Raw genomic sequence first — 21,633 nt, forward strand, 5'->3', positions numbered from 1 at the left:
GAAATGCCGCGGCGCTCTCCAGGAGGTTTTGTAAGATTGCAAAAGGCGGCTAGAATCTGCGCATGGATTCCCAGCAATTTGCCCAGGCTGTGGCCGGCCTGCCCCTGAACCAAACCGCGTTCTTCGACAGCATTGGCTCCACCAATGACGTCGTCGCCGAGTGGGCCGCCGCCAGCCAAACCGGGCCGGCCCTGGCCGCCGCCGGCCAGCAGACCCAGGGCCGCGGCCGCGACGGCCGCCGCTGGCACACCCCGCCGGGCAGTGCCCTGGCCGCCAGTCTGCTGCTGCCGCTGCCCACCGGCTTTGACCCCGGTGCTCTGGGGCGGTTATCCGGCCTGGGCGGCCTGGCAGTTTGCGAGGCCTTGGAGGCCCTGGGGCTGCAGCCGCAGATCAAGTGGCCCAATGACGTGCTGCTCAACGGCAAGAAGGTGTGCGGCGTACTGGCCGAGGCGCATTGGGCCGGTGAGCGCCTGCAGGCTGTGCTGCTGGGCATTGGCATCAACCTTGCAGCCTCTGCTGTGCCGCCGGCCGCTGAGCTCAACTTCCCGGCCACCTGTGTCGAAGCCGAAGTCGGCCGGCCGGTGGCCGCCGCGGCCCTGCTGCGCAGTCTGCTGCAGCACCTGCTGGCCTGGCTGCCGCGCCTGGCGGACGAAGCCTTGCTGCTGGCCTGGGAAGCGCGCCTGGCCTATAAGGGCCAGCGCGTGCAACTGCACAGCGGCCCAGCGCGCTGGGATGCCCAGCTATTGGGCCTGGCGCAGGATGGGCGCTTGCGGCTGCGCTTGGAGGACGGTGAGGAGCGCAGCTTCCAGGCGGGCGAAATACGCATTCGCCCAGGCGTTTGACAGCCACGCAGGCCAGGCACTACACTTGTTCACAAGGAGCACGGCTATGGATGACTTTGCCAAAGATGAGGAACTGCAGAACTTCCTCCGCGAGATTGAAGAAGCCTCCGCATTGGAGTTGACTCCCGAACCGGAACTGGGCTTTTTGGGCATGACGCCCGGCCAGCGCTTTGTGATCGCCTTGATGTTCTTTTTGATGGTGCTGATTATTGGCGCGTTTGCCCTGCTGATCACCGGCGCCATTTCCCTGCCTTTATAGCCGCCAGCTGGAGAATAAAAAGCGGGCAGAGAAACTCTGCCCGCTTTTTTGTTGGGTAAAAACCGGCTTACTTCTCTTTATCCCCGTTCTCGGCGATGCCGGCCAGCTTCAGGTCGGCTGCGGCAATGCGCGCCAGGGTGGCCACGCTGTCGCCTTCGGCCAGGTTCATCAGGCGCACGCCGCGCGTCGCCCGGCTGGCCTGCTTGATCTCTTTGACGCGTGTGCGCAGCACCACGCCGTTGGTGGAGATGATGGTGACTTCGTCAGCGGCCTGCACCACGCGCACCGCCGCGATCTGGCCGATGGTGTTGAAGGACTTGATGTCCGTGGTCAGCATGCCGCCGGTGCCGCGGCCCTTGGCCGCATATTCCTTCAGCGGGGTGCGTTTGCCGTAGCCCTTGGTGGTCACCACCAGCAGCTCACCGCCCGGCTCGACCACTTCCATGCCGGCCAGGTGGTCATCGCCCTTGATGCTGATGGCTTTGACCCCCGCGGCCTGGCGGCCCATCGGTCGCACGGCGCCCACGCCGAAGCGCAGCGCCTTGCCCTGCTGCGTCGCCAGGATGATCTCATCCTTTTCGCCGGCTAGGCGCACCCAGCCCAGGCTGTCGCCGTCGTCCAGGTTCATGGCGATCAGGCCGGAAGGGCGCACGGCTTCCAGCTCGCCCAGCGCCATGCGCTTGATCTTGCCCTGGTGGGTGGCCATCACGCAGAAGGCCGCCGCCGACTTGAAGTCTGGCACCACCACCACGGCTGTGATGGTTTCACCGCTGCTGACGCTGAGGATGTTGATGATCGGCGTGCCGCGGGCGGTGCGGTCAGCCTCCGGCAGGCGATAGACGCGTTCAGAATACACCTTGCCGCGGTCGGAGAAGAACAGGATCGTCTCCAGCGTGCGCGCCGGCACCAGGATCACGACTTCGTCGTGACCCTTGGTGGCATGGCCGCGTACGCCGGCGCCGCCGCGGGTTTGTGCCTTGAACGACTTGGCGGCCACACGCTTCACGTAACCTTGCTGTGTCAGGCTGACCAGCACGGCTTCGTCGGCTACCAGGGCTTCTTCGCTCAGGTCGTCCTTGGCGCGGCCTTCGGCGTCCACCTGGGTCTTGCGCTCGTTGCCGTAGGTCTTGAGCATGTCGCCCAGATCGCTCTTGATCAGGGCCAGGATCTTCTTGGGGCTGTTCAGCAGGTCTTCCAGGTAGGCGATCTGCTCCTGGATGGCCTTGTACTCGTCTTCGATCTTCTGGCGCTCCAGGGCGGCCAGCCGGCGCAGTTGCATGTCCAGAATCGCCTGGGCTTGTTTCTCGCTCAGGTCGAAGCGCTTCATTAATGAGGACTTGGCCGTATCGGCGTCCTTGGATTCGCGGATGGTCTTGATCACCGCGTCCAGGTTGGCCAGCGCTTTCAGCAAGCCCTCCAGGATGTGCGCACGCGCCCGGGCCTTGTCCAGCTCGAACTGCGTGCGGCGCGTGATGACCACCTGGCGGTGCTCCACAAAGATCTGCAGGGCGCGCTTGAGCGAGAGCAGGCGCGGTTCACCGTCCACCAGGGCCAGCAGTTGGGCGGCAAAGGTGCTTTGCAGCGGGGTGAACTTGTACAGCCGGTTCAGCACCATTTGCGGCTGGGCGCCGGCCTTCAATTCCAGCACAATGCTCAGGCCGTCACGGTCGGATTCGTCGCGCAGGTCGGCAATGCCTTCCAGGCGGCCGTCGCGCACCAGTTCGGCGATGCGTTCGATCAGGTTGGTCAGATTGAGCTGGTAGGGGATTTCGCTGATCACGATGCGGTTGCGGCCGCGCACGCCTTCTTCAATGCGAGACTTGGCCCGCACCATCAGCTGGCCTTTGCCTTTGCTGTACAGGTCGCGGATGCCGTCCATGCCCACCACCAGGCCGCCGGTGGGGAAGTCCGGTCCCTTGACGTACTTCATCAGGTCTTCGGCCGAAACCTCGTCGATCTTTTCCCAACGGTCGATCAGGTGGTTCAGCGCGCCGACCAACTCGCCCAGGTTGTGCGGCGGGATATTGGTGGCCATGCCCACCGCGATGCCGGAGGAGCCATTGAGCAGCAGATTGGGCAGGCGGCTGGGCAGTACGCGCGGCTCTTGCAGCGAGCCGTCAAAGTTGTCAGTGAAATCCACGGTGTCTTTGTCAATATCGGCCAGCAGCTCTTCGGCCATGGGGTGCAGGCGCGCTTCGGTATAACGCATCGCCGCTGGGGGATCGCCACCGATGGAGCCAAAGTTGCCTTGGCCATCGATCAGCGGGTAGCGCATGGAGAAATCCTGCGCCATGCGCGCCATGGCGTCGTACACGGCTGCGTCGCTGTGCGGGTGGTATTTGCCCAGCACTTCACCTACGATACGGGCAGATTTGCGGTAACTGGTGTTGGCGCGGATGCCCATGTCATGCATGGCGTAAAAGATGCGGCGGTGCACGGGCTTGAGGCCGTCGCGCGCGTCAGGCAGGGCGCGCGAAACGATCACGCTCATGGCGTAATCCAAATAGGCAGAGCGCATTTGCTCGCCGATGTCTACCGGTTTGATTGAAGTGCGTTTTTCCACAAATTGTCCTTGAATGAAATGGAAACGTGCTGAATTTTCAATTATAACTCAGCGCGCTATTTCAGGCGTGCGCTGCCCCGCTTGGACTTGCCGCGTTTCCTTAATGTATACTTCCAGTCAGAAATGTAGAAAAACACTTATCAAATTGTTGGATTTGAGTACACTAAGGCTAACGTGGCACGGATACACCGGGATGACATTCGTTTAACCACCGGACCCCTGGCGCCAGAAGTGCTGGTGCCGCGCCTGGGGGATAGCCTTGTGGAAAAAGGTCTGCTTACCCGCGCAGATTTGCAGCGCGCCCTCAGCCATCAGCAGCAAAAGCGGAAAGAAGGCACCCGAGTGCTGCTGGGGGAGGCGCTGATCGAGCTCAACCTGGTGGACCGGCGCACCCTGGACGCAGCGGTCACCGAGCAAATTGCCCAGCTGCAGGAGGCCCTGCATCAAAGCAACCTGCTGCTGGAACAGCGCGTGCAGGAACGCACCATAGAGCTGCAGGAAGCGCTGGACAAGCTCACCGAGTTCAACCGGCTGAAGAACGACTTTATTTCCAACATTTCGCACGAACTGCGCACGCCGCTGGCGCATATGGTAGGCTACATTGACCTGCTGGGGGCCAACGCGCTGGGTGATTTGAACGACGAGCAGCGCAACGCCGTGCGCATTTTGGAGAAGTCGTATCGCCGGCTCAGCAGCCTGATCGATAATCCTTGTTCCTCTCCTTTGACACGGTGGAAAGTCTGCACCTGGAAGCCGTAGTGGTGTATATCCCGCGTTTGTTCGATTCGGTGGCCGCCAACCAACAGGCCCGGCTGGAGGAAGCCGGCGTCAAGCTCACCCGCCAGACGGCGGGCGATTTGCCGCCGGTCCTGGCGGATGAAAATAAGCTGGAATGGGCCCTAAACCAGCTGGTGGACAATGCCATCAAGTTCAATAAAAAAGGGGGGCGTGTGCACCTGAGCGCTCAGTCGCAGGGCAGGCGCGTGGAGCTGGCCGTTATGGATACTGGGGCGGGCATTGCCCCAGAAAGCATTCAAGACATTTTTGAACCCTTTCATCAGATCGATGGTTCCAGCACCCGTAAAGCCGGGGGCACCGGCATTGGGTTGACCCTGGCGCAGCGCATCGTACAGGCGCATGGCTCCAAGCTGCTGGTGGAAACCCACTTGGGCAAAGGCAGCCGCTTCTCATTCACCCTGCCTTTGGCTGCGGCGGCAAAATGAGCGCCCGAACCGAAAGCCTGCAGCCTGCGGAACTCAAAGCGGTCTACGCCATCAGCCGCATCGTGGCTGAAACGCTGGACCGCGATGAGGCCCTGGCCGCCATCGTGCGCCTGGCGCGGCCGGTGTTCATCTTCGACAATGCGGTGCTCTACCTGGAGACCGAGCAGGGCGGCCTGGAGCCTGCCTTTGCCCGCGCCATCGGCCGCGGCCGTTCCACAGAGGCCGACCTGGCCTGGGGGGAACGCGCCGCCTACGAGGCCTTTCACACCGGGAGCGATTTCCTCTACCAGCCCGAGGTGGACCCCAACCGCGATCGTCTGGAGCAGCACTTTTACCTGGCCCTGCCTCTGCGGCTGGGGGGCAAATGCATCGGTTCACTGGTCTTTATTCGTTTTGGCGGGCCAACCTATAAAGAAGAGCAGATCAACCTGGCCAAGTTCATCGCCACACATGTCAGCCAGGTGCTGGAGCATCGCCGTCTGGTGGAACGCATTGCCAACCTGGAGGCCGAACGCCGCTTGGCGCGCCTGCAGTCAGACTTTGTAGCCACAATTTCACATGAATTCAAAACCCCGCTGGGATTTATCAAAGGCTACTCAACCACCTTGTTGCGCAAGGACACTGAGTGGGACGCGCAGACGCGGCGAGAATTCCTTGGCATTATTGATGAAGAAGCGGATCGCCTCAGTGAATTGATGGACAACCTGCTGGACTCCTCTCGCCTGCAAACCGGAACCCTGGATGTGACCAAACAGCCGGTGGACCTCAACGCCCTGATCGATGAGGCGCAAGCCCGCTGGCAAACCCGCCATCCTGAGTTGGAAATTCACTGGCAGCCCGGCCCCAGTGTGCATGTCTTGGGTGACCCCAAGCGCCTGGCGCAGGTGCTGGAGAATTTGGTGGGCAATGCCGCCAAATACGCGCCCGAAGGCCCCATCTGGATTGCTTTAAAACAGCAGGCCGGCTGGGCGCAGATCTCAGTGCGCGATTCTGGACCCGGTATCAAAGAATCCGAGCAGACGTTGATCTTTAAACGCTTTTATCGTTCTTCCAGCTTGAAAAGCGGGACGCGCGGCAGTGGTTTGGGCCTTTACATTTGTGAACAGATCGTCAAGGCGCATTCCGGCGAAATTCATGTAAAGTCGGGGGAAGGTATAGGCGCTGAATTTCAGGTTCGTTTGCCCCTTGATGACGCCAGGGCGGCCAGAGGAGATAAGGAGAAGGCTTTATGACGACTCAAATACTTGTCGTGGATGACGAACCGCGCTTTTTGCGTCTGGTATCCGCCAATCTGCAAACGGAGGGTTTCCAGATCTTGGAAGCCGCCAACGGCAACCAGGCTGTTGAGATCGCCGCCGCACAAACGCCGGATCTGATCGTGCTGGACGTGATGATGCCCGAGATGGATGGGTTTCAAGCTTGCGAGCGCATCCGCGAGTTTTCCGAGGTGCCGATCATCATGCTGACGGCCAAAGGTGAAGAGGCGGACAAATTACGCGCCTTTGAGTTGGGCGCAGATGACTATGTGCTCAAGCCTTTTTCCGCCAGTGAGCTTCTCGCCCGGGTGCGCGCCGTGCTGCGCCGGGCGCAGCGCGGCGCCACGGCCACGCCGCAGAGCACCTTCTCCCGCGGCGGGCTGGATATTGACTTTGCCCGCGCCCAGGTCACGGTGGAGGGCGAACCGATCTCACTGTCTGCCACGGAATACCGCCTGCTGCTGCAGTTTGCCCGCAACTTTGGCAAGACCCTCACCGGGGAGCAGCTGCTGCGCAACGTCTGGGGCCCCGAATACAGTGAAGAAAAAGAGATCCTGTGGGTCAGCATCTCCCGGCTGCGCCAGAAGCTGGAACGGGACCCCAAGAACCCTCAACTGATTGTCACCCTTTCTGGCGAAGGCTATATGATGCCTTAGGCCAAGGACAGATGTCAGAAAACTCTACCGACCAGGGCGGTTTTCGCCAGCTGGTGAACACGGTGCAATACCCCGTGATCATCCAGACCATTCACAACCGCATCCACGGCAACCTGCATGCCCGCGAGAACGAGCGCATTAAAGATGCGCTCAATTCGAATGAGCTGTTTGTTGCCATCACCAAAGCGCAGATCTTTGACCCGGAAGGCGTGGTGGAGTTAAAGCGCAGCGACTTCATGGCCATCAACCGCGAGCACATCATTTGGATCATCGAAAACAAGGCCGCCGCCAATCCCCTCGGCCGTTGAAATCGTTTAAACTTATCTGATGAGCGAGAACCAAGCCTTACAGTTGCGCGCAAAGAAACTCGGCGTTTTGCTGCGGGATGCCCGCCTGTCCAGTGGCAAGTCCATGAAGGACTTGGGCGCGGCCATCGGCATTTCCGCCAGCACCTTTGGCGCCATCGAACGCGGCGAGAGCTCCCCCTCCCTGCCGGAGTTGGAAGTGCTGGCCTATTTCCTGGGCGTGCCGCTGGCTCACTTCTGGTCCGAACGCTTGGTGTCCGGCCCGGGCACGGCGGAGGAGCTGGATACCCAGCGCCTGCTGGTGCTGCGCCAGCGCAGCGTCAGCACCCTGCTGCGCCAGGCGCGGGCCGCCAGCGGGCTCAGCCAGAAAGACGTCTCTGACCGCACCGGCATCTCCGCCAGCCGCATTCGCCGCTACGAGAGCGGCGAAACGCCGGTGCCCCTGCCTGAATTGGAACATTTGGTGGCCGCCCTGGGCGTGCCGCTGGAAAGCTTCATGGATGCTCATGGGCCGATCGGCGAGTGGAACACGGCCCAGCGCGCCCGGCAAAACTTGTCCAACCTGCCCAGCGACCTGCAGGACTTTGTCGCTGGCGAAGAGAACCGCGCCTATTTGGAATTGGCCCAACGCCTGCAATCGATCTCGCGTGAAAAATTGCAAGCCTTGCGGGACGCTCTCGACGCACTGCTTTAATCAATCCCTTACAGGATTGTAAGGGAAACCCCAAAAGGCCAGCGCTATACTGCTCTTGTTGCTTTTCGCCTTAACCCTGCGAGCGTGATAGCCGGGAGGTGGTTCAAAACTGGGGTAGGTTAGCGGTATGTCAGTTGTTTTGAAGGGGGAGGGCTATCGAATTGCGTTGGAGCATGCTCCAAATGCAATGGCAATCACCCATCCGAAGGATGGGCACTTTCTTTTTGCCAATCAAGCATTTTGTCAGTTCTTTGACGTCTCACTTCATCAGATTATTGAAACCCGTGCAGCGGATTTGTATGCCGGGGCGCAGGACCGCCAGCGCATTGTGCAGCAGCTGCACAAACAGCAGGGCATCGATCGCCTCCCCGTAGAATTCAAGACCGGTAGCGGCCTACTGCGCTGGGGAGAGCTTTCTGCCCGTTTGGTCGAGATCGAAGGGGAGCAATTGATTGTCAGCACCATTCTGCCCGCGGAGGCCCATGCAGCCAACGGTCTGCAAGAAAAGCTGGCGAACGTGGAAGGCGAGTTGCAGCAATTTGCCTATATTGTCTCCCACGACCTGCAGGAGCCTTTGCGCATGGTGGATGGCTACATGCAGCTGATCCGCCAGCGCTACAGTGGCAAGCTGGACAAAGACGGCGATGAGTTTATTGGCTTTGCCGTGGATGGGGCCAACCGCTTGCAGCAGATGATCAATGACCTGCTCGTCTTTTCCCGGGTGCAGACCCGCGGCGGCGCCATGACTTGGGTGCCGGCTGAGGATGTTTTGCAAAACGTGTTGGAAAACTTGGAAATCGTCATAGCTGATGCGCAGGCCGAGATCCATGTCGGGCCGCTGCCCAGCGTGTATGCCGACCCGGCCCAGTTGGCCTTACTCTTTCAGTATCTGATCTCCAACGCCCTGAAATTTCATGCGCAGCAGGCGCCGGTCATCCATATTCGGGCCGAGGCGAAAGACGGTTTTCACCAATTTTGTGTGGAAGACAACGGCATCGGCATAGATGCCGCCCATTTAGACCAGGTCTTTTTGATCTTCCGGAAATTGCACAGCCGGGAGCGTTATCCCGGCACTGGGATGGGCCTGGCGATCAGCAAGCGCATCGTGGACCGCCATGCCGGAGCGATTTGGATCGAGTCTGAACCGGGGCAGGGCAGCAAAGTATTCTTCACGATCTCCGTCCCATCAGGAGAGCAGAAATGAGCGCCCGCATCCCCACCGGGGAGCTTCCCTCCCAGAAACGGGACAAGCCGATTCGGGTCTTGTTGGTGGAAGACAACCCTGGTGATGCGCGCCTGATCCAGGAAATGCTCAAGAGCACCGGCAATATGAACTTGCGCTTCGAGCATGTCACTACCCTCGACCAGGGCCTGGAATATGTGGGAGACCCCGAACAGCCGCTGGACGCGGTCCTATTGGACCTGGGCCTGCCGGATTGCCAGGGTTTTGAAACCTTCGAACGTTTTCAAGAGAAGGGCAAAGCTTTCACCATCATTATTCTCAGCGGGCTGAACGATGTCGACCTGGCCCTGCATGCGGTGCGCAGCGGCGCCCAGGATTATTTGGTCAAAGGGCAGATCAACGGCGACTTGCTGCTGCGCTCCATCCGCTACGCCATTGAGCGTGACGAGACCGAAAAGCAGCTGGTCGAAAGCCGCGAGCGCTACCAAAGCCTGGTGGACATGATGCCCGACGCCATCATGGTGCATGTCGACAGCCAAATCGTGTTTGCCAACCCCGCCGCCCTCAACTTGCTGGGCGTCAGCAGCCAGGAAGAGCTGGAAGGCCGCAATGTCCTCGACTTGGTGCATCCCAACGACCGCAGCGTGGTGACCGCCCGCATCGTGAAGCAGGCCGAGACAGGGGAGGCCCAGTCGCCAGTCGAAGAAAAGTTCATTCGCTCGGACGGGCGCATGATCGACGTGGAGGTGACTGCCACGCCTTTCCTCTTTGAGGACAAGCAAGCTACGCAGCTGATCATCCGTGATATTTCAGAACGCAAAGTGCGCGAGAGCGAGATGGAGGCCATTGCGGCTGTGAGCCGCGGCCTGCAGGACGCCGACACTCAGGACGAAATGCTGCCGGTCATCATGGACCAGGCCATGCAAGCGGTTGGCGCCTTGGATGGGTCGATCACTTTGATGGATGAGCAAAGCGGTGACCACCACATCGTGGCCGGCCGCGGGCCGCGAGCCAGCCAGCCGGTTGGCTCGGTCATCCCGCGCGGCATGGGGCTGACCAGCAAAGTGGTCGAAGACCGCAGCGCCTACATCAACAATCAATTCATCATCGACCCGGACCCGGCTCTATACCAAGTGGTCAAAGACGTCACTCCAACCAAGTCGGTGGCGATTTTCCCCATCTTTGCCGAAGACAAAGTTATTGGCACCCTGGGCCTGGGCCGTGACCTGCCTTTTGAAAACAGTGATGTGCGCGTAATTAATGCCATCTGCAGTATTGGCGGCAACGCCATTCATCGCGCTGCGCTGTATGAGCAGACCCAGCGCCGTTTGCGGCACTTGCGCAGCTTGCGTGAAATTGACCTGGCAATCACTTCCAGCCTTGACATCAACTTTATTCTGGATGTGATCTTGACCCAGGCCAATCGCGAGCTCGATCTGGACGCCGCGGCGATCTTGCTGCTGAATGCCGAGAATGTCCTGGAGTTCGCTGCCGGGAATGGCTTCCGCAGCCAGCTGATCCGAGACAGCCGGGTGAACTTTGGTCAAGGCCTGGCCGGCCGGGCCGCCCAGCAGCGCCAGCTGGTGCGCGGCAGCGGCGAGGCCTTGTATCGCAACACCCTGCGGCCACAGCTGTTCCAGCAAGAGAGCTTCCTCAGCTATCATGCCGTGCCGCTGGTGGCCAAAGGCAAGGTGATTGGCGTGCTGGAAACCTTCCACCGTTCAGAAGAAGTCCGTGACACGGAATGGGAAGACTTTCTGCTCACGCTGGCCGGGCAGGCCGCCATCGCCATTGACAATGCATCCTTGTTCCGTGACTTGCAGCGCTCCAATGATGATTTACGCGATGCCTACGAGCGCACCATCGAAGGCTGGGCGCACGCCTTGGCCCTGCACGACATGGAGACCATCGAGCACAGCCGCCGTGTGACCGAAACCACCGTGACACTGGCCCGTCACCTCGGGCTGGATGATGACAGGCTCGTTCATGTGCGCCGCGGCGCTTTGCTCCACGATATTGGCAAAATGGGCATCCCCGACCAGATCTTGGGCAAGACCGGGCCACTCAACGAGAATGAGTGGCACATCATGCGCAAACATCCCGAATACGCCGGCCAAATGCTGGAAGGCATTGAGTTTCTGCACCCCGCCATGCCTATCCCGCTCTACCACCATGAAAAATGGGATGGTTCGGGCTATCCTCATGGCCTTAAAGGGCAGGAAATTCCATTGGAGGCGCGTATTTTTGCCATCATTGATGTCTGGGATGCGCTGACCTCTGACCGCCCTTATCGCCCGGCCTGGGAGACCAACAAGGTCAAAGACTACTTGCGCGACCAGGCCGGCAAGCATTTTGACCCGCATGTGGTCGAATCATTTTTCCTGCATATCCTCGAAAAGTAAAAGGCTGCCGGCATCCGGTATAATTTCTCCTGATGGTTGTTCCCGCGGTCCTCAGCCAGCGCCCCGCGACTGAAGCAGACCGCAGCCGGTTGGCCAACCTGCTGCACTTCGAAACCTATGTGCATCGCCATCTGGATTGGCGACGTCCGTTAGACTGGCTCGGCCATGACCCCTATTTGATCGCAGAAAATTCTGGGCAGTTGGTGGCCGCCTTGGCCTGTTCCCCTGACCTGCCTGAGGTCAGTTGGGTGCGCCTGTTCGCCACGGCCGCCGGTATGCGGCCTACAGATGCCTGGGATCTGCTCTGGCCGGCGGCCACCCCCATATTGCGCCAAAAAGAGATCCACACACTGGCCGCCATTCCGCTTCAAGACTGGTTTGAAACCTTGCTGGCGCGCAGCGGCTTCATCAAGGACCACGAAGTCGTCGTTTTGGAATGGCGCCCCCAGCCCCTGCAGACCTCTGTCCAGGAGATCGACGCCGACCTGCGCCCCATGACCCAGGAAGACCTGCCCCTGGTGGCGGAGGTGGATCATGCCGCCTTCCGCCCACTGTGGCGCAACTCGCTGTCTGCCCTGGAGGCTGCCTTCAGCCAGGCTGGCCTGGCCAGCGTCGTCGAGCAGGGCGGGCGCATCGTCGCCTACCAGATCAGCACGCACAGCGCCCGCGGGCCGCACTTGGCCCGCCTGGCCACGCATCCCAGCCACCAGGGGCGCGGCCATGCCGCCACCCTGGTACGCCATGTCCAAACCCACGTCTTGCAGCGCGGCGACACCTTATTGACCGTGAATACCCAGGACAATAACGGGGCTTCTTTGGCCTTGTACAAGAAACTGGGCTTCAACTTCAATGGGGAACAGTTCCCGGTCTACCAGTACGACTGCACATCCGGCGCAGATTAAACCGGGGAGAGAAAAACTCTTTCACTTCTTTGCAAAGAGCCAACTTCTGCTACACTGGGCAGGCAATTACGCCTTGCCCGGCCTAGACCGGAGACACTGCTTCGGAGGATACACAGAATGACCAATCGCCAAGCTCGCCAGGAACGCCAGCGCGCCAAAGCCAAAAAAGGCCAGTACCAATGGCTGATCTACATGGGGATCGGTGCAGTTATTTTGGTGGGACTGATTGTTCTAAGCCAGCTTTTTAGCGGCCCGCGCCAAACCACCTACACCCAAAAAGACGGTATGCAGTTGGGCGCCGCAGATGCGCCTGTCACCGTGATCGAATTCCTGGACTTTCAATGTCCTCACTGCCTCAACTCCTACAACTCTGTGGAAGAGGACATGATCGCCGAATATGTGGACACCGGCAAAGTGCGCCTGATGTACTATGTGGTCGGTTTCCTCGGCCCTGAATCGGTCAACTCGGCTGAGGCGGCTTACTGCGCCGCGGCGCAGAATTACTTCTGGGAATTTCACGACGTGGTCTTTGCGCCGGTGAATTTTTCCAATGGCAATGTGGGCGGCTACTCGGACGCCAAGCTGATTGATATGGCTGGCAAGGTGGCCGGCATGGATACGCAAGCCTTTAGCGCCTGCATGGCCAGCGACGAAAAGATCCCGGAAGTGCAGGCCGCACATGACGTGGCGGCCAGCCTGGGCGTAAGCGGCACCCCGGCCTTTGTGATCAACGGCCAGGTGCTGGGCGGCGCACAGCCGTTCTCACGTCTGCAGCAAGTCATTGAAGAAGCTCTGGAAACTGCGGGCGCCAACTAGACCGATCTGGTACTCGATAAAAACACCCTGCTTTGGCAGGGTGTTTTTTGTTGGTGCTAGAAGTCCAGCGGAATGCGGAAGTGGGCCAGCAGCGCCACGATCAATGGGGCGATCACCAGCGCCGGGAGGAAATTGCCCACCCGGATGGGCTTGATCTCCAGCAGGCTGCTCACGCCCATGCCCACCAGCAGCAGGCCGCCGGTGGCGCTTAATTCGGCGATCATGGCCGGGGTGAAGACGGCCTGAATTTGCTGGGCCAGCAGCGAAATGCTGCCCTGCAGCACCAGAATAACCAGCGAAGAAAACAGCACCCCCACGCCAAGCGTGGAGGCGAACACAATGCTGGCGAAGCCGTCCAGGGTGGACTTGATCGCCAGCAGGCTGAAGTCGCCGGTCAGCCCATCCTGGATCGAGCCCAGGATCGCCATCGGGCCGATGGCGTAGACCAGAGAAGCGGTCAGGAAGCCGCGCACGAATTTGGCGCTGCCGCCCTCGGCGTTGGCGGCAAAGCGCGCTTGCAGCCAGGCGCCCAGGCGTTTGAGGCCCTCTTCGATCTGCCACCACTCACCCAGGATGCCGCCGATGATCATGGCCAGCAGCACCAGCACGGCATTGCTGGTTTCCGAGAACATGCGCAGGCCGTAGGCCACAGTAAACAGGCCCAACCCGGCCACCACGGTCTGCCCCATGCGTTCCGGCAGGCGTGAGCCAAAGGCCAGGCCCAGCAGACCGCCAAGAATGATGGTGGCTACATTAAGCAGCGTGCCGATCATGCGCTGATTATAAGGGAGCGTATAATTCCGGCCATGTCCAGGGGACCTAAACAATTGGCGACCCAGCCGGCCTGGTGGATCGCCTACGGCGTGCTGTGCGGCCTGGCTGCCGCCGGCCTGTTGCTGCTGTTGGCCGCCCCGCGCCGCGGCCAGCCCATCCAGCTGGTGCAGGCGCCCACGGCTGACCCAGCCATGGCAGCGCAAGCGCAGCCCAGCCGCCCGGCCCCGACGCCGCTGGTGCAGCCCAACCTGCCGTTGGACCTGAACGCGGCCACCGCGGCGGAACTGGAGTTCCTGCCGGGCATCGGGCCTAGCACGGCCATGCTGATCGTTTCGTATCGTGAGCAAAATGGGCCGTTTCAGCGCCTGGAGCAGTTGTTGGACATTCCGGGCATTGGCCCGCGCACCCTGGAAGGCTTGCTGCCCTTTGCCTATGTGGAACCCAATGAAGATTAAACCCCTCTTGCAGCGCTACCAGGCCCTGCTGGACCTGCCCGCCCACACCCAGAGCATCTCGCTGCTGGAGGGCGGCACGCCGCTGCTGCCCTTGCCGCGCCTGGCTCAGGAACTGGGCGGCGGCTTTGAGCTGTATGCCAAGGTCGAGGGCTTGAACCCGACCGGCTCCTTCAAAGACCGCGGCATGACCGCTGCGGTGGGCGAGGCGCTGGGCCGCGGCGCCCAGGCCGTGATCTGCGCTTCCACCGGCAACACCGCCGCCAGCGCCGCGGCTTATGCCGCCCGCGCCGGCCTGCGCTGCATCGTGCTCATCCCGCAGGGCAAGGTCGCCGCCGGCAAGCTGGCTGGCGCGCTGGCCTACGGCGCCCAGGTCATCCAGGTCAGCGGCTCGTTCGATCAGGCCTTGGAGCTGGTGGTGCAGGTCAGCCAGCGCCAACCCATCGCCCTGGTCAATTCGCTTAACCCGCATCGCTTGCAGGGCCAAAAGACCGCCGCCTTCGAGATCATTGAAGACTTGGGCCGCGCCCCGGACTGGCTGTGCCTGCCGGTGGGCAACGCCGGCAACATCATTGCCTATTGGATGGGTTTCCGCCAGGTTCACCAGCTGCACGCCAGCGGCCTGCCGCTCCTGCTGGGCGTACAGGCCGCCGGGGCGGCCCCGCTGGTACACGGCGCGCCGGTCGAAGTGCCGGAAACGGTGGCTACCGCCATCCGCATCGGCAAACCCGCCCGCGGCGAGCAGGCATTGCAAGCCGCCGCCGAGTCCGGCGGGCGGATTGTGGCCGCCAGCGACGCCGAGATCCTGGCCGCACAGCGCCGTCTGGCCGCCGAAGGGCTGTGGGTCGAGCCAGCTTCAGCCGCCGGCCTGGCCGGCCTTACAGCGGAGATCGCTGCTGGCCGCCTGCAGCCGCAGGGTCGCGTGGTGCTGGTCTGCACCGGTCACGGCCTCAAAGACCCGGACACTATCACGCAGGCCATCCCCGCAACGCCGGTTATTCCGGCGGAACTGGCTGCGCTGGAAGCCCTGTTGGCTGGCTGATGGTGACTGTACGCGTCCCGGCCAGCACCGCCAACCTGGGTCCGGCTTTCGATTGCTTGGGTCTGGCGCTGGACTTGTCCAACCAGGCCAACTTTAGCCTGGAAGGGCAGGGCTGGCAGATCGAGATCACCGGCGAAGGGCAGGGCCGCCTGCCGCGCAGCGCCAGGAACCGCATGGCGCGCGCCTTTGAGCTGGTCTACACTAAGACCGGCCAGCCCCTGCCGCCGGGCGTCAGCTTGGAGGCCCACAACCACATCCCACTCAGTTCGGGGCTGGGTTCCAGCTCTGCCGCGGCCCTGGCGGGCTTGTTGGGGGCCAATGCGCTTTTGGGTGGGCCTTTCTCTCAGGCCGAGATTTTGCAGCTGGCCGCCGACCTGGAGGGCCACGCTGACAACGTGGCGGCCGCCTTGTACGGCGGGCTGGTCCTGGTCTACAGCCATAAAGGACGCTGGCAGGTGCAGCAGTTGGAGCATCAGCCGTTGCGCGCTGTGGTGCTGCTGCCCGAAGCGCGGCTGAGTACGCATGAGTCGCGCGCCGCTTTGCCTGCCCAGGTACCTTTGCCCGCCGCGGTGGCCAATATCGGCCACAGCTTGCTGCTGGCTGAGGCTTTGCGCCGCGGCGACCTGGCGTTGCTGGCCCTCGCCATGAAAGACCAGCTGCACCAGCCCGCCCGCTTGGCTCTGCTGCCCGGCGCGGCCGAGGCGATCGTCGCCGCCCAGGCTTTAGGGGCCGCAGCGGCCCTGTCCGGCGCGGGGCCGGGCGTGATTGCGTTTGTAGAGGAGGGGGCCGAAGAAGCCGTCGGCGCGGCCATGCGCGCCGCCTTCCGGGCGGCGGGCTTGGCCGCGCGGCATTATGCACTCAACAGCAGCCCGCACGGGGCTGTGGTCTTATAACTTGGGCAGCACGATGCTCTGCTGCTTCTGGTATTTGCCCTTCTTATCCGCGTAGGACACGCGGCATTCCTCATCAGCTTCGAAGAACAGCACTTGAGCGATCCCCTCATTGGCATAGATCTTGGCAGGCAGGGGGGTCGTGTTGGAGATCTCCAGAGTGACGAAGCCCTCCCACTCCGGTTCAAACGGCGTCACATTCACGATGATCCCGCAGCGTGCATAGGTGCTTTTGCCCAGGCAGATGGTTAGCACGCTGCGCGGGATGCGGAAGTATTCGACCGTGCGCGCCAGGGCGAAGGAGTTGGGCGGCACGATGCACACCTCGCCCTTGAAATCGACCATGGACTTGGGGTCAAAATTCTTGGGGTCCACCATTGCTGAATGCACGTTGGTGAAGATCTTGAACTCGTCGGCCACGCGAATGTCGTAGCCGTACGAGGACACGCCGTAGGAGATCACGCCCTCCCGTACCTGGCTGGCTTCGAACGGCTCGATCATCTTGTGCTGCAAGGTTTGCTGCTCAATCCAGTGGTCGGGTTTCAGGCCCATCTCGTTCTCCTTAGCGGCTGGGGTAATTCCAGCGGCTGGCGTTAAAGATAATGTCCAGGAACACAGCGCGTTCCTCGGGGGTCATCAAGCGCGGCTTGGCAAAGTCCACGAATTGGATGGTGAACACTTCCGTATTGATGTAGCGGTTATCGTAGACGATGTTGCGCGTGATCAGCGCCTGGTCGCCGTACTCCACCACGCCGCGCTGGTCAAAGAACATGTTGCCCAGCCCGTAGGCGATGATGGCCCCGTCGCCGGTGAACTCCATGCCGTGGGCCTGGTGCGCCTGGCTGCCGCTGATGATGTGCGCCCCGGCCGCCGAAATACGCGTGAAGTCGCGCACCAGCGTCTCCGGCGGGCGGAAGACGTAGTTCTCGTTATGCTGGAAGGTAGCGATAACCACATAGCCCGCTTGCACCAGCTCCTGAACTTGCTGTTCCATCAGGGCGTAGTCGCACTCCACCGTGCCGGGGTGGTCCTCGCGGGCGGTGGCATAGCCGCCGCCCTTGCCGTTGCAGCCGATGAAGGCGATGTGGTTGCCGTTATGTTCCAGGGTCAGGGCTTGGCGCGCCTCGGCGCTGTTGACCCCGCCGCCGTAGTAGGGCAGGCCGATCTCACGGTACATGTCCAGCGTATACAGCATCGCCTCGGCGCCCCAGTCGTTGAAGTGGTCGCCGGTCAGCTCGATCACGTCGGTACCGATGTCGGTCAGCAGTTCCATATAGGCCGGGTTGCTGCAGAACACCAGCCCGCGCTGCACTGGGTCTGGCAGGGGGCAGTCCGCCGCAAAGGGCACTTCATTGCTAATGTGGGTAATGTCAGCTTCGCGCAGCAGCGGGCCTACATCCTCACCCGGGTAGGTCACGCCGTTGCGGTCCATGGTGTAGGCCGTGGCGCGCACCAGCGCCGTCACGCCGGTGATGATCACGGTGGTCAGCTTGTCGGCCTCACGGTTGCTGGCTGGGGCTTGGGCGCCAGCCAGCAGGGCCGCTTCGCCCTGTATGCCAATCGGCACGGTCAGCGGGTAGGCCGCCGGGTCAAAGTCTTTCCAGATCGGCGATTGGCCGTCCACCGCCAGCACTTTCCAGCGCGGGGCGATCTCCTCGAAGGGGATCAGCGCCCAGGCCGGTTGCCGTGCCCAGGCCGCCTCCAACAGCTCATCCGCCGGGTGCACTTCCGTGGCGCCGGCGGCCGGCTGGCCCCACAGGGCGCTCAACACCGCCAGCGTCTCCTCGCTCAGTAGCAGCGGGACGCCGGCGAACGGCTCGCCGGCCCGGCCGCCCCAGGCGGCCTGCAGCTCCGCCAGGCTGACCGCGTCAGTCAGGGTGGGGAAGGGCGCCGCCAAAGCGTAGATCCACTGGCTGAGTGGTTCACCCAGGTTCACGCCCACCAGCACATCTGCTTCGGCGGCATCCTCGGCCCAGGCCGCGCCTTCGGGCAGGCTGACCTGCTCCGCAAAACTGGCGGGCAGCGCGGGGTCCAGCCACCAGGCGGGCTGGCTCGGCGCGGCTTCTTCGGCGGACAGGTCAGGGTGGAACGGCGTCAGCGTGATCGCTGCCGCGTCGGGGTTTGGCGCCGGCGCAGGGCTGCTGGGCAGGTTGCAGGCCGCCAGCAGCAGGCCCGCCAGCAATACAAGAATGGTCAATTTACGCATAGGTTTGGCGAAATGGCTGCGGGCTAAAAACCGCCGCGCTCCTCAATAGAAGTACGAATCTCTGCGTTCAGTGTCACGGCTTGGGCCTGCAGCTCCTGCAGTTCAGCCAGCATCGCCCGGGTTTCCTTCGATTTCTTGACTGAATTCAGGTTGATGCGCACGTTTAGTCCGGCGCCCTGCAGGCTGGCGGCCGCCAGTGCGCCGGCTGTGCCGGCATCGCTGAGCGTGTTGGTGTTGCCCAGGGCGGCGGACTGCTGCGCCAGGCGCAGGCAGTCGTGCGCCATGCGCGCCACCGCCAGCGGCTGGCGGGCCGCTTCCAGTGTGGCCGCCTCGATCGCCGCTTCACGGCCGGGGGCGTCCTTGGCCAGCTTGAAGGCCGCCATCACTGCGTCAAAGGCGGCCGCATCTTCGCTGATCGCCCGGGTAAAGGCAGCCCGCAAGCCTTCAGCTTGCGCCAGCACTTCGTTCATTTGGGCTTCCACCGCGGCATATTTCTTCTTGCCGATTGTCAGCCGCGCCACCATCGCCACCAAGGCCGCGGCCAGCGCGCCGGAATGCGCCGCGGCGGACCCGCCGCCGGGCGCCGGCGCCGCGCTGGCCAGCGCCTCGACGAAGTCTTCGGCCGCCGGGGCGGCGGCCGACTGCATGCGCCGTTCCAGCACCTGCTGCGGGTCAAAGCCGTCCAGCTGCAGGTACCAGGCGGCCGCGTCTTCCATAGCTTGCTGCGGGATCAGGCCGACCAGTTCGGTCTTGACGATGCTGGCTCCGTAGCGGGCCGCCTCGCGGCGGATGGCTTCCACCACCCGCGCCAGCGGCGTCTTTTTGTAATTGGTCAGGTTCATCGAGACCTGCGCCAGCCCATCCACCAGGAAGCCGGCGCCTTTGACGAAGCGAAAGCCGCCGGAGGAATGGCGCACGGCCTTGCCGATCGCCTTGGCCACTTCCACATCGCCGGTGTTCAAATACACGTTGTAGGCGATCAGCGGCTGGCGCGCCCCAATCGCCACTGCGCCGGCCTTGCCCAGTGCATTGGGCCCATAGTCCGGCTTGCGGCTGGCCTTGCGGCCGATCTCGGCGCGGATGCCTTCGTACTCGCCGCGCCGCACGTTCTCCAGGTTGCGGCGACTGGCTTTGCTGGCGGCTTCTTCATATAAATACACCGGAATACCCAGTTCGTCGCCCACACGCTGGCCCACGCGCTGGGCCAGCTGCACGCACTCATCCATGCTGACCCCGGCGATGGGCACAAAAGGCACCACATCGGCAGCACCCATGCGCGGGTGCTCGCCCGTGTGCGTTTCCATATCGATCAGCTCGGCGGCCTTGGCGATGCTGCGCAAGGCCGCTTCTTCCACCGCCGCCGGCGGGCCGACGAAGGTCAGCACGCTGCGGTTGTGGTCCGCATCGGAGCTGCGGTCCAGCAGGGTTACGCCGTTCACCGAGGCAATCGCCTCGGCAATCGCATCCACCACTTCGGGACGGCGGCCTTCAGAAAAATTGGGGATACATTCGATAATGGGGACTGTCATTGGGATTGATTATATACCTTGGGCTTGCCAGCCGAAAATGGCAACTGCGCAAGGAATGGACTGGCAGCTTCCTTGCAACCTTTGTATAAACAAAGCCCACCCTCGAACTATGCGCAAACTCACTCCCATGCTCCTTGTAATGCTCGCCAGCCTGGCCTGCAATTTCCCCACCACCACCGTTGGCCCGCCCGCGGCGGCCAGCGTCCAGCCGCTGCTCTCCGCGGACCCGGCCAGCACGCCGCTGGGCGCGGCTGTGCCGCCGCCGACCCTGCCGCCCACCCGCGACCCCAACCTGCCGCTGGCCTCGCCCACACCAGACAGCGCCCACGCGCTGCCTGCCGTGCGCAGCGAGTACAGCGAATATGTCGTGCAGCCCTATGATTTCCTCAGTGCCATCGCCCAGCGTTTCGGCGTCACGCTCGAGGCGCTGATCGCCGCCAACACTCTGGTCAACCCCAACGCTCTCGAAGTCGGCCAGGTGCTGCGCATTCCGCCCCAGGCCGCCGCCGGCAGCGGGCCGGACTTCAAGATCCTGCCTGATTCCGAGCTGGTCAACGGGCCTTACGCGCTCTTTTTCGATGTGAATGCCTTCGTCCAAGGCCAGCCCGGGTTCTTGAAAAACTACCGCGAAGAATTGGATGCCCGCTTTTTCACTGGCGCGCAGATCGTACAGCGCGTCGCCAGCGAATATTCGGTCAATCCGAAATTGCTGCTGGCCGTGCTGGAATACCACAGCAGTTGGCTCAGCAATCCCAACCCGCCCACCGCCAGCTTGGACTTCCCCATGGGCGTGGCCGACTCTTGGCGCAAGGGGCTCTACCGCCAGCTCTCCTGGGCGGCAGACCGCCTCAACCGCGGCTACTACTCGTGGAAGGCCGGTGAAGCCGCCGGTTGGACGCTCAAGGACGGGCTTTTCGTCCCCGCCGCGCCGGGCATCAACGCCGGCACGGCCGGCGTACAGGCCATGTTGGCCCCGCTGCATGAGGAAGGCGCCTGGAGGGCGGCTGCCTCGGAAGGTGGGCTGTTCGCCATCTATCAGCGCCTGTTTGGTTATCCTTTTGACTTGGCCATCGAGCCGCTGCTGCCCGCCGGGCTGGCCCAGCCCGTCCTGCAGCTGCCCTTCGAACCGGGCGTGCCCTGGGTCTTCAGCGGCGGCCCGCACGGCGGCTGGGGCGACGGCTCGGCCTGGGCCGCCTTGGACTTTGCGCCGCGCGGCGACATGCTCGGCTGCAACATCAGCCCCGACTGGGTGGTGGCCGCCGCCGATGGCCTTATCGTGCGCTCCGACGACGGCGCCGTAGTCCAGGACCTGGACGGTGACGGCTACGAGCAAACCGGCTGGACCGTGCTCTACATGCACATAGCCGAACAAGGCCGCGTGCCGCTCGGCGCCTGGGTGCGCGCCGGAGAGCGCATCGGCCATCCCTCTTGCGAGGGCGGCATTTCCACCGCCACCCATCTGCACCTGGCCCGCCGCTATAATGGTGAGTGGATCCCGGCTGCGGGACGGCTGCCTTTTGTGCTGGACGGCTGGGTTTCGGTGAGCGACGGCGTGTTGTACAACGGCGTCATGCAGCGCGACGGTCGCTCTGTGGAAGCCTGTGAATGCCGTGACCCGGCCAATATGTTGCAACGTTAA

21 protein-coding genes are annotated in these 21,633 nt (G+C 62.5%); 16 read left to right on the forward strand and 5 right to left on the reverse strand.

The genetic code is table 11. From position 1 onward, the window contains the following. The first annotated feature begins 62 nt into the window (after nucleotides 1-62). Nucleotides 63-842 carry a biotin--[acetyl-CoA-carboxylase] ligase gene (locus KF885_05850; protein MBX3048675.1) on the forward strand — a complete coding sequence of 260 codons (780 nt, stop codon included), beginning with the start codon at nucleotides 63-65 and terminating at the stop codon, nucleotides 840-842. 46 nt (nucleotides 843-888) lie between these two features. After that, complete coding sequence (locus KF885_05855; GenBank protein ID MBX3048676.1) at nucleotides 889-1,101, forward strand: hypothetical protein; 213 nt, start codon at nucleotides 889-891, stop codon at nucleotides 1,099-1,101. 67 nt (nucleotides 1,102-1,168) lie between these two features. Here the strand turns inward: KF885_05855 and gyrA are convergent, their stop codons facing one another. Continuing rightward, nucleotides 1,169-3,619: a DNA gyrase subunit A gene (gene gyrA, locus KF885_05860; GenBank protein ID MBX3048677.1), complete on the reverse strand. Its 2,451-nt coding sequence runs from the start codon at nucleotides 3,617-3,619 to the stop codon at nucleotides 1,169-1,171. Nucleotides 3,620-3,838: 219 nt separating this feature from the next. On the opposite strand from gyrA, the gene KF885_05865 reads away from it, so the two are divergent. The 10 genes from KF885_05865 to KF885_05910 all read left to right on the forward strand — a co-directional run bounded on the left by KF885_05865 (nucleotide 3,839) and on the right by KF885_05910 (nucleotide 13,101). Next, a complete protein-coding gene (locus KF885_05865) occupies nucleotides 3,839-4,423 on the forward strand; it encodes a hypothetical protein (GenBank protein MBX3048678.1) in 585 nt (194 codons plus the stop codon). Next, entirely contained in the window at nucleotides 4,396-4,887 is a 492-nt protein-coding gene (locus tag KF885_05870) for an ATP-binding protein (GenBank protein MBX3048679.1), read from the forward strand. The genes KF885_05865 and KF885_05870 overlap by 28 nt, the downstream gene beginning before the upstream one ends. Further along, the gene (locus KF885_05875; protein ID MBX3048680.1) at nucleotides 4,884-6,119 is read left to right on the forward strand and encodes a GAF domain-containing sensor histidine kinase; all 1,236 of its coding nucleotides are present in this window, start codon (nucleotides 4,884-4,886) and stop codon (nucleotides 6,117-6,119) included. The genes KF885_05870 and KF885_05875 overlap by 4 nt, the downstream gene beginning before the upstream one ends. Next, nucleotides 6,116-6,799, forward strand: coding sequence for a response regulator transcription factor (locus tag KF885_05880; protein ID MBX3048681.1), 684 nt, complete (start codon nucleotides 6,116-6,118; stop codon nucleotides 6,797-6,799). Before KF885_05875 ends, KF885_05880 begins: the two co-directional genes overlap by 4 nt. A gap of 11 nt (nucleotides 6,800-6,810) precedes the next feature. Continuing rightward, the gene (locus KF885_05885; GenBank protein ID MBX3048682.1) at nucleotides 6,811-7,107 is read left to right on the forward strand and encodes a hypothetical protein; all 297 of its coding nucleotides are present in this window, start codon (nucleotides 6,811-6,813) and stop codon (nucleotides 7,105-7,107) included. Between the two features lie 19 nt (nucleotides 7,108-7,126). Further along, nucleotides 7,127-7,798, forward strand: a complete 672-nt coding sequence (locus KF885_05890) for a transcriptional regulator (protein ID MBX3048683.1) — start codon at nucleotides 7,127-7,129, stop codon at nucleotides 7,796-7,798. A 187-nt stretch (nucleotides 7,799-7,985) separates the two neighbouring features. Then, a complete protein-coding gene (locus KF885_05895) occupies nucleotides 7,986-9,002 on the forward strand; it encodes a hypothetical protein (protein MBX3048684.1) in 1,017 nt (338 codons plus the stop codon). Further along, on the forward strand, nucleotides 8,999-11,383 hold the full coding sequence (locus KF885_05900) for a GAF domain-containing protein (protein MBX3048685.1): 2,385 nt from the start codon (nucleotides 8,999-9,001) through the stop codon (nucleotides 11,381-11,383). The genes KF885_05895 and KF885_05900 overlap by 4 nt, the downstream gene beginning before the upstream one ends. Nucleotides 11,384-11,415: 32 nt before the next feature. Then, on the forward strand, nucleotides 11,416-12,285 hold the full coding sequence (locus tag KF885_05905; protein ID MBX3048686.1) for a GNAT family N-acetyltransferase: 870 nt from the start codon (nucleotides 11,416-11,418) through the stop codon (nucleotides 12,283-12,285). 117 nt (nucleotides 12,286-12,402) lie between these two features. Further along, nucleotides 12,403-13,101, forward strand: a complete 699-nt coding sequence (locus tag KF885_05910; protein ID MBX3048687.1) for a thioredoxin domain-containing protein — start codon at nucleotides 12,403-12,405, stop codon at nucleotides 13,099-13,101. A gap of 56 nt (nucleotides 13,102-13,157) precedes the next feature. On the opposite strand, the gene KF885_05915 is transcribed toward KF885_05910, so the two are convergent. Beyond that, on the reverse strand, nucleotides 13,158-13,874 hold the full coding sequence (locus tag KF885_05915; GenBank protein ID MBX3048688.1) for a DUF554 domain-containing protein: 717 nt from the start codon (nucleotides 13,872-13,874) through the stop codon (nucleotides 13,158-13,160). A gap of 33 nt (nucleotides 13,875-13,907) precedes the next feature. Here KF885_05915 and KF885_05920 point away from each other — a divergent pair, with 33 nt between their 5' ends. Genes KF885_05920 through thrB form a run of 3 tightly spaced genes read left to right on the forward strand, consistent with a single transcriptional unit; the run spans nucleotide 13,908 to nucleotide 16,262 of the window. Continuing rightward, nucleotides 13,908-14,330: a helix-hairpin-helix domain-containing protein gene (locus tag KF885_05920; GenBank protein MBX3048689.1), complete on the forward strand. Its 423-nt coding sequence runs from the start codon at nucleotides 13,908-13,910 to the stop codon at nucleotides 14,328-14,330. Then, nucleotides 14,308-15,369: a threonine synthase gene (locus KF885_05925; GenBank protein ID MBX3048690.1), complete on the forward strand. Its 1,062-nt coding sequence runs from the start codon at nucleotides 14,308-14,310 to the stop codon at nucleotides 15,367-15,369. The genes KF885_05920 and KF885_05925 overlap by 23 nt, the downstream gene beginning before the upstream one ends. Next, complete coding sequence (gene thrB, locus KF885_05930) at nucleotides 15,369-16,262, forward strand: homoserine kinase (protein ID MBX3048691.1); 894 nt, start codon at nucleotides 15,369-15,371, stop codon at nucleotides 16,260-16,262. Before KF885_05925 ends, thrB begins: the two co-directional genes overlap by 1 nt. On the opposite strand, the gene KF885_05935 is transcribed toward thrB, so the two are convergent. Genes KF885_05935 through ftcD form a run of 3 tightly spaced genes read right to left on the reverse strand, consistent with a single transcriptional unit; the run spans nucleotide 16,257 to nucleotide 19,994 of the window. Beyond that, complete coding sequence (locus KF885_05935; protein ID MBX3048692.1) at nucleotides 16,257-16,811, reverse strand: dCTP deaminase; 555 nt, start codon at nucleotides 16,809-16,811, stop codon at nucleotides 16,257-16,259. The genes thrB and KF885_05935 overlap by 6 nt on opposite strands. Nucleotides 16,812-16,821: 10 nt before the next feature. Beyond that, a complete protein-coding gene (locus KF885_05940) occupies nucleotides 16,822-18,456 on the reverse strand; it encodes a CapA family protein (protein MBX3048693.1) in 1,635 nt (544 codons plus the stop codon). 32 nt (nucleotides 18,457-18,488) lie between these two features. Further along, nucleotides 18,489-19,994 carry a glutamate formimidoyltransferase gene (ftcD, locus tag KF885_05945; GenBank protein ID MBX3048694.1) on the reverse strand — a complete coding sequence of 502 codons (1,506 nt, stop codon included), beginning with the start codon at nucleotides 19,992-19,994 and terminating at the stop codon, nucleotides 18,489-18,491. A gap of 139 nt (nucleotides 19,995-20,133) precedes the next feature. Between ftcD and KF885_05950 the strand changes: the two genes are divergently transcribed. Then, on the forward strand, nucleotides 20,134-21,633 hold the full coding sequence (locus tag KF885_05950; protein ID MBX3048695.1) for a LysM peptidoglycan-binding domain-containing protein: 1,500 nt from the start codon (nucleotides 20,134-20,136) through the stop codon (nucleotides 21,631-21,633).

It is taken from the genome of Anaerolineales bacterium (genome assembly GCA_019637805.1).
Taxonomy (GTDB): Bacteria; Chloroflexota; Anaerolineae; order Anaerolineales; family UBA11579; genus JAMCZK01.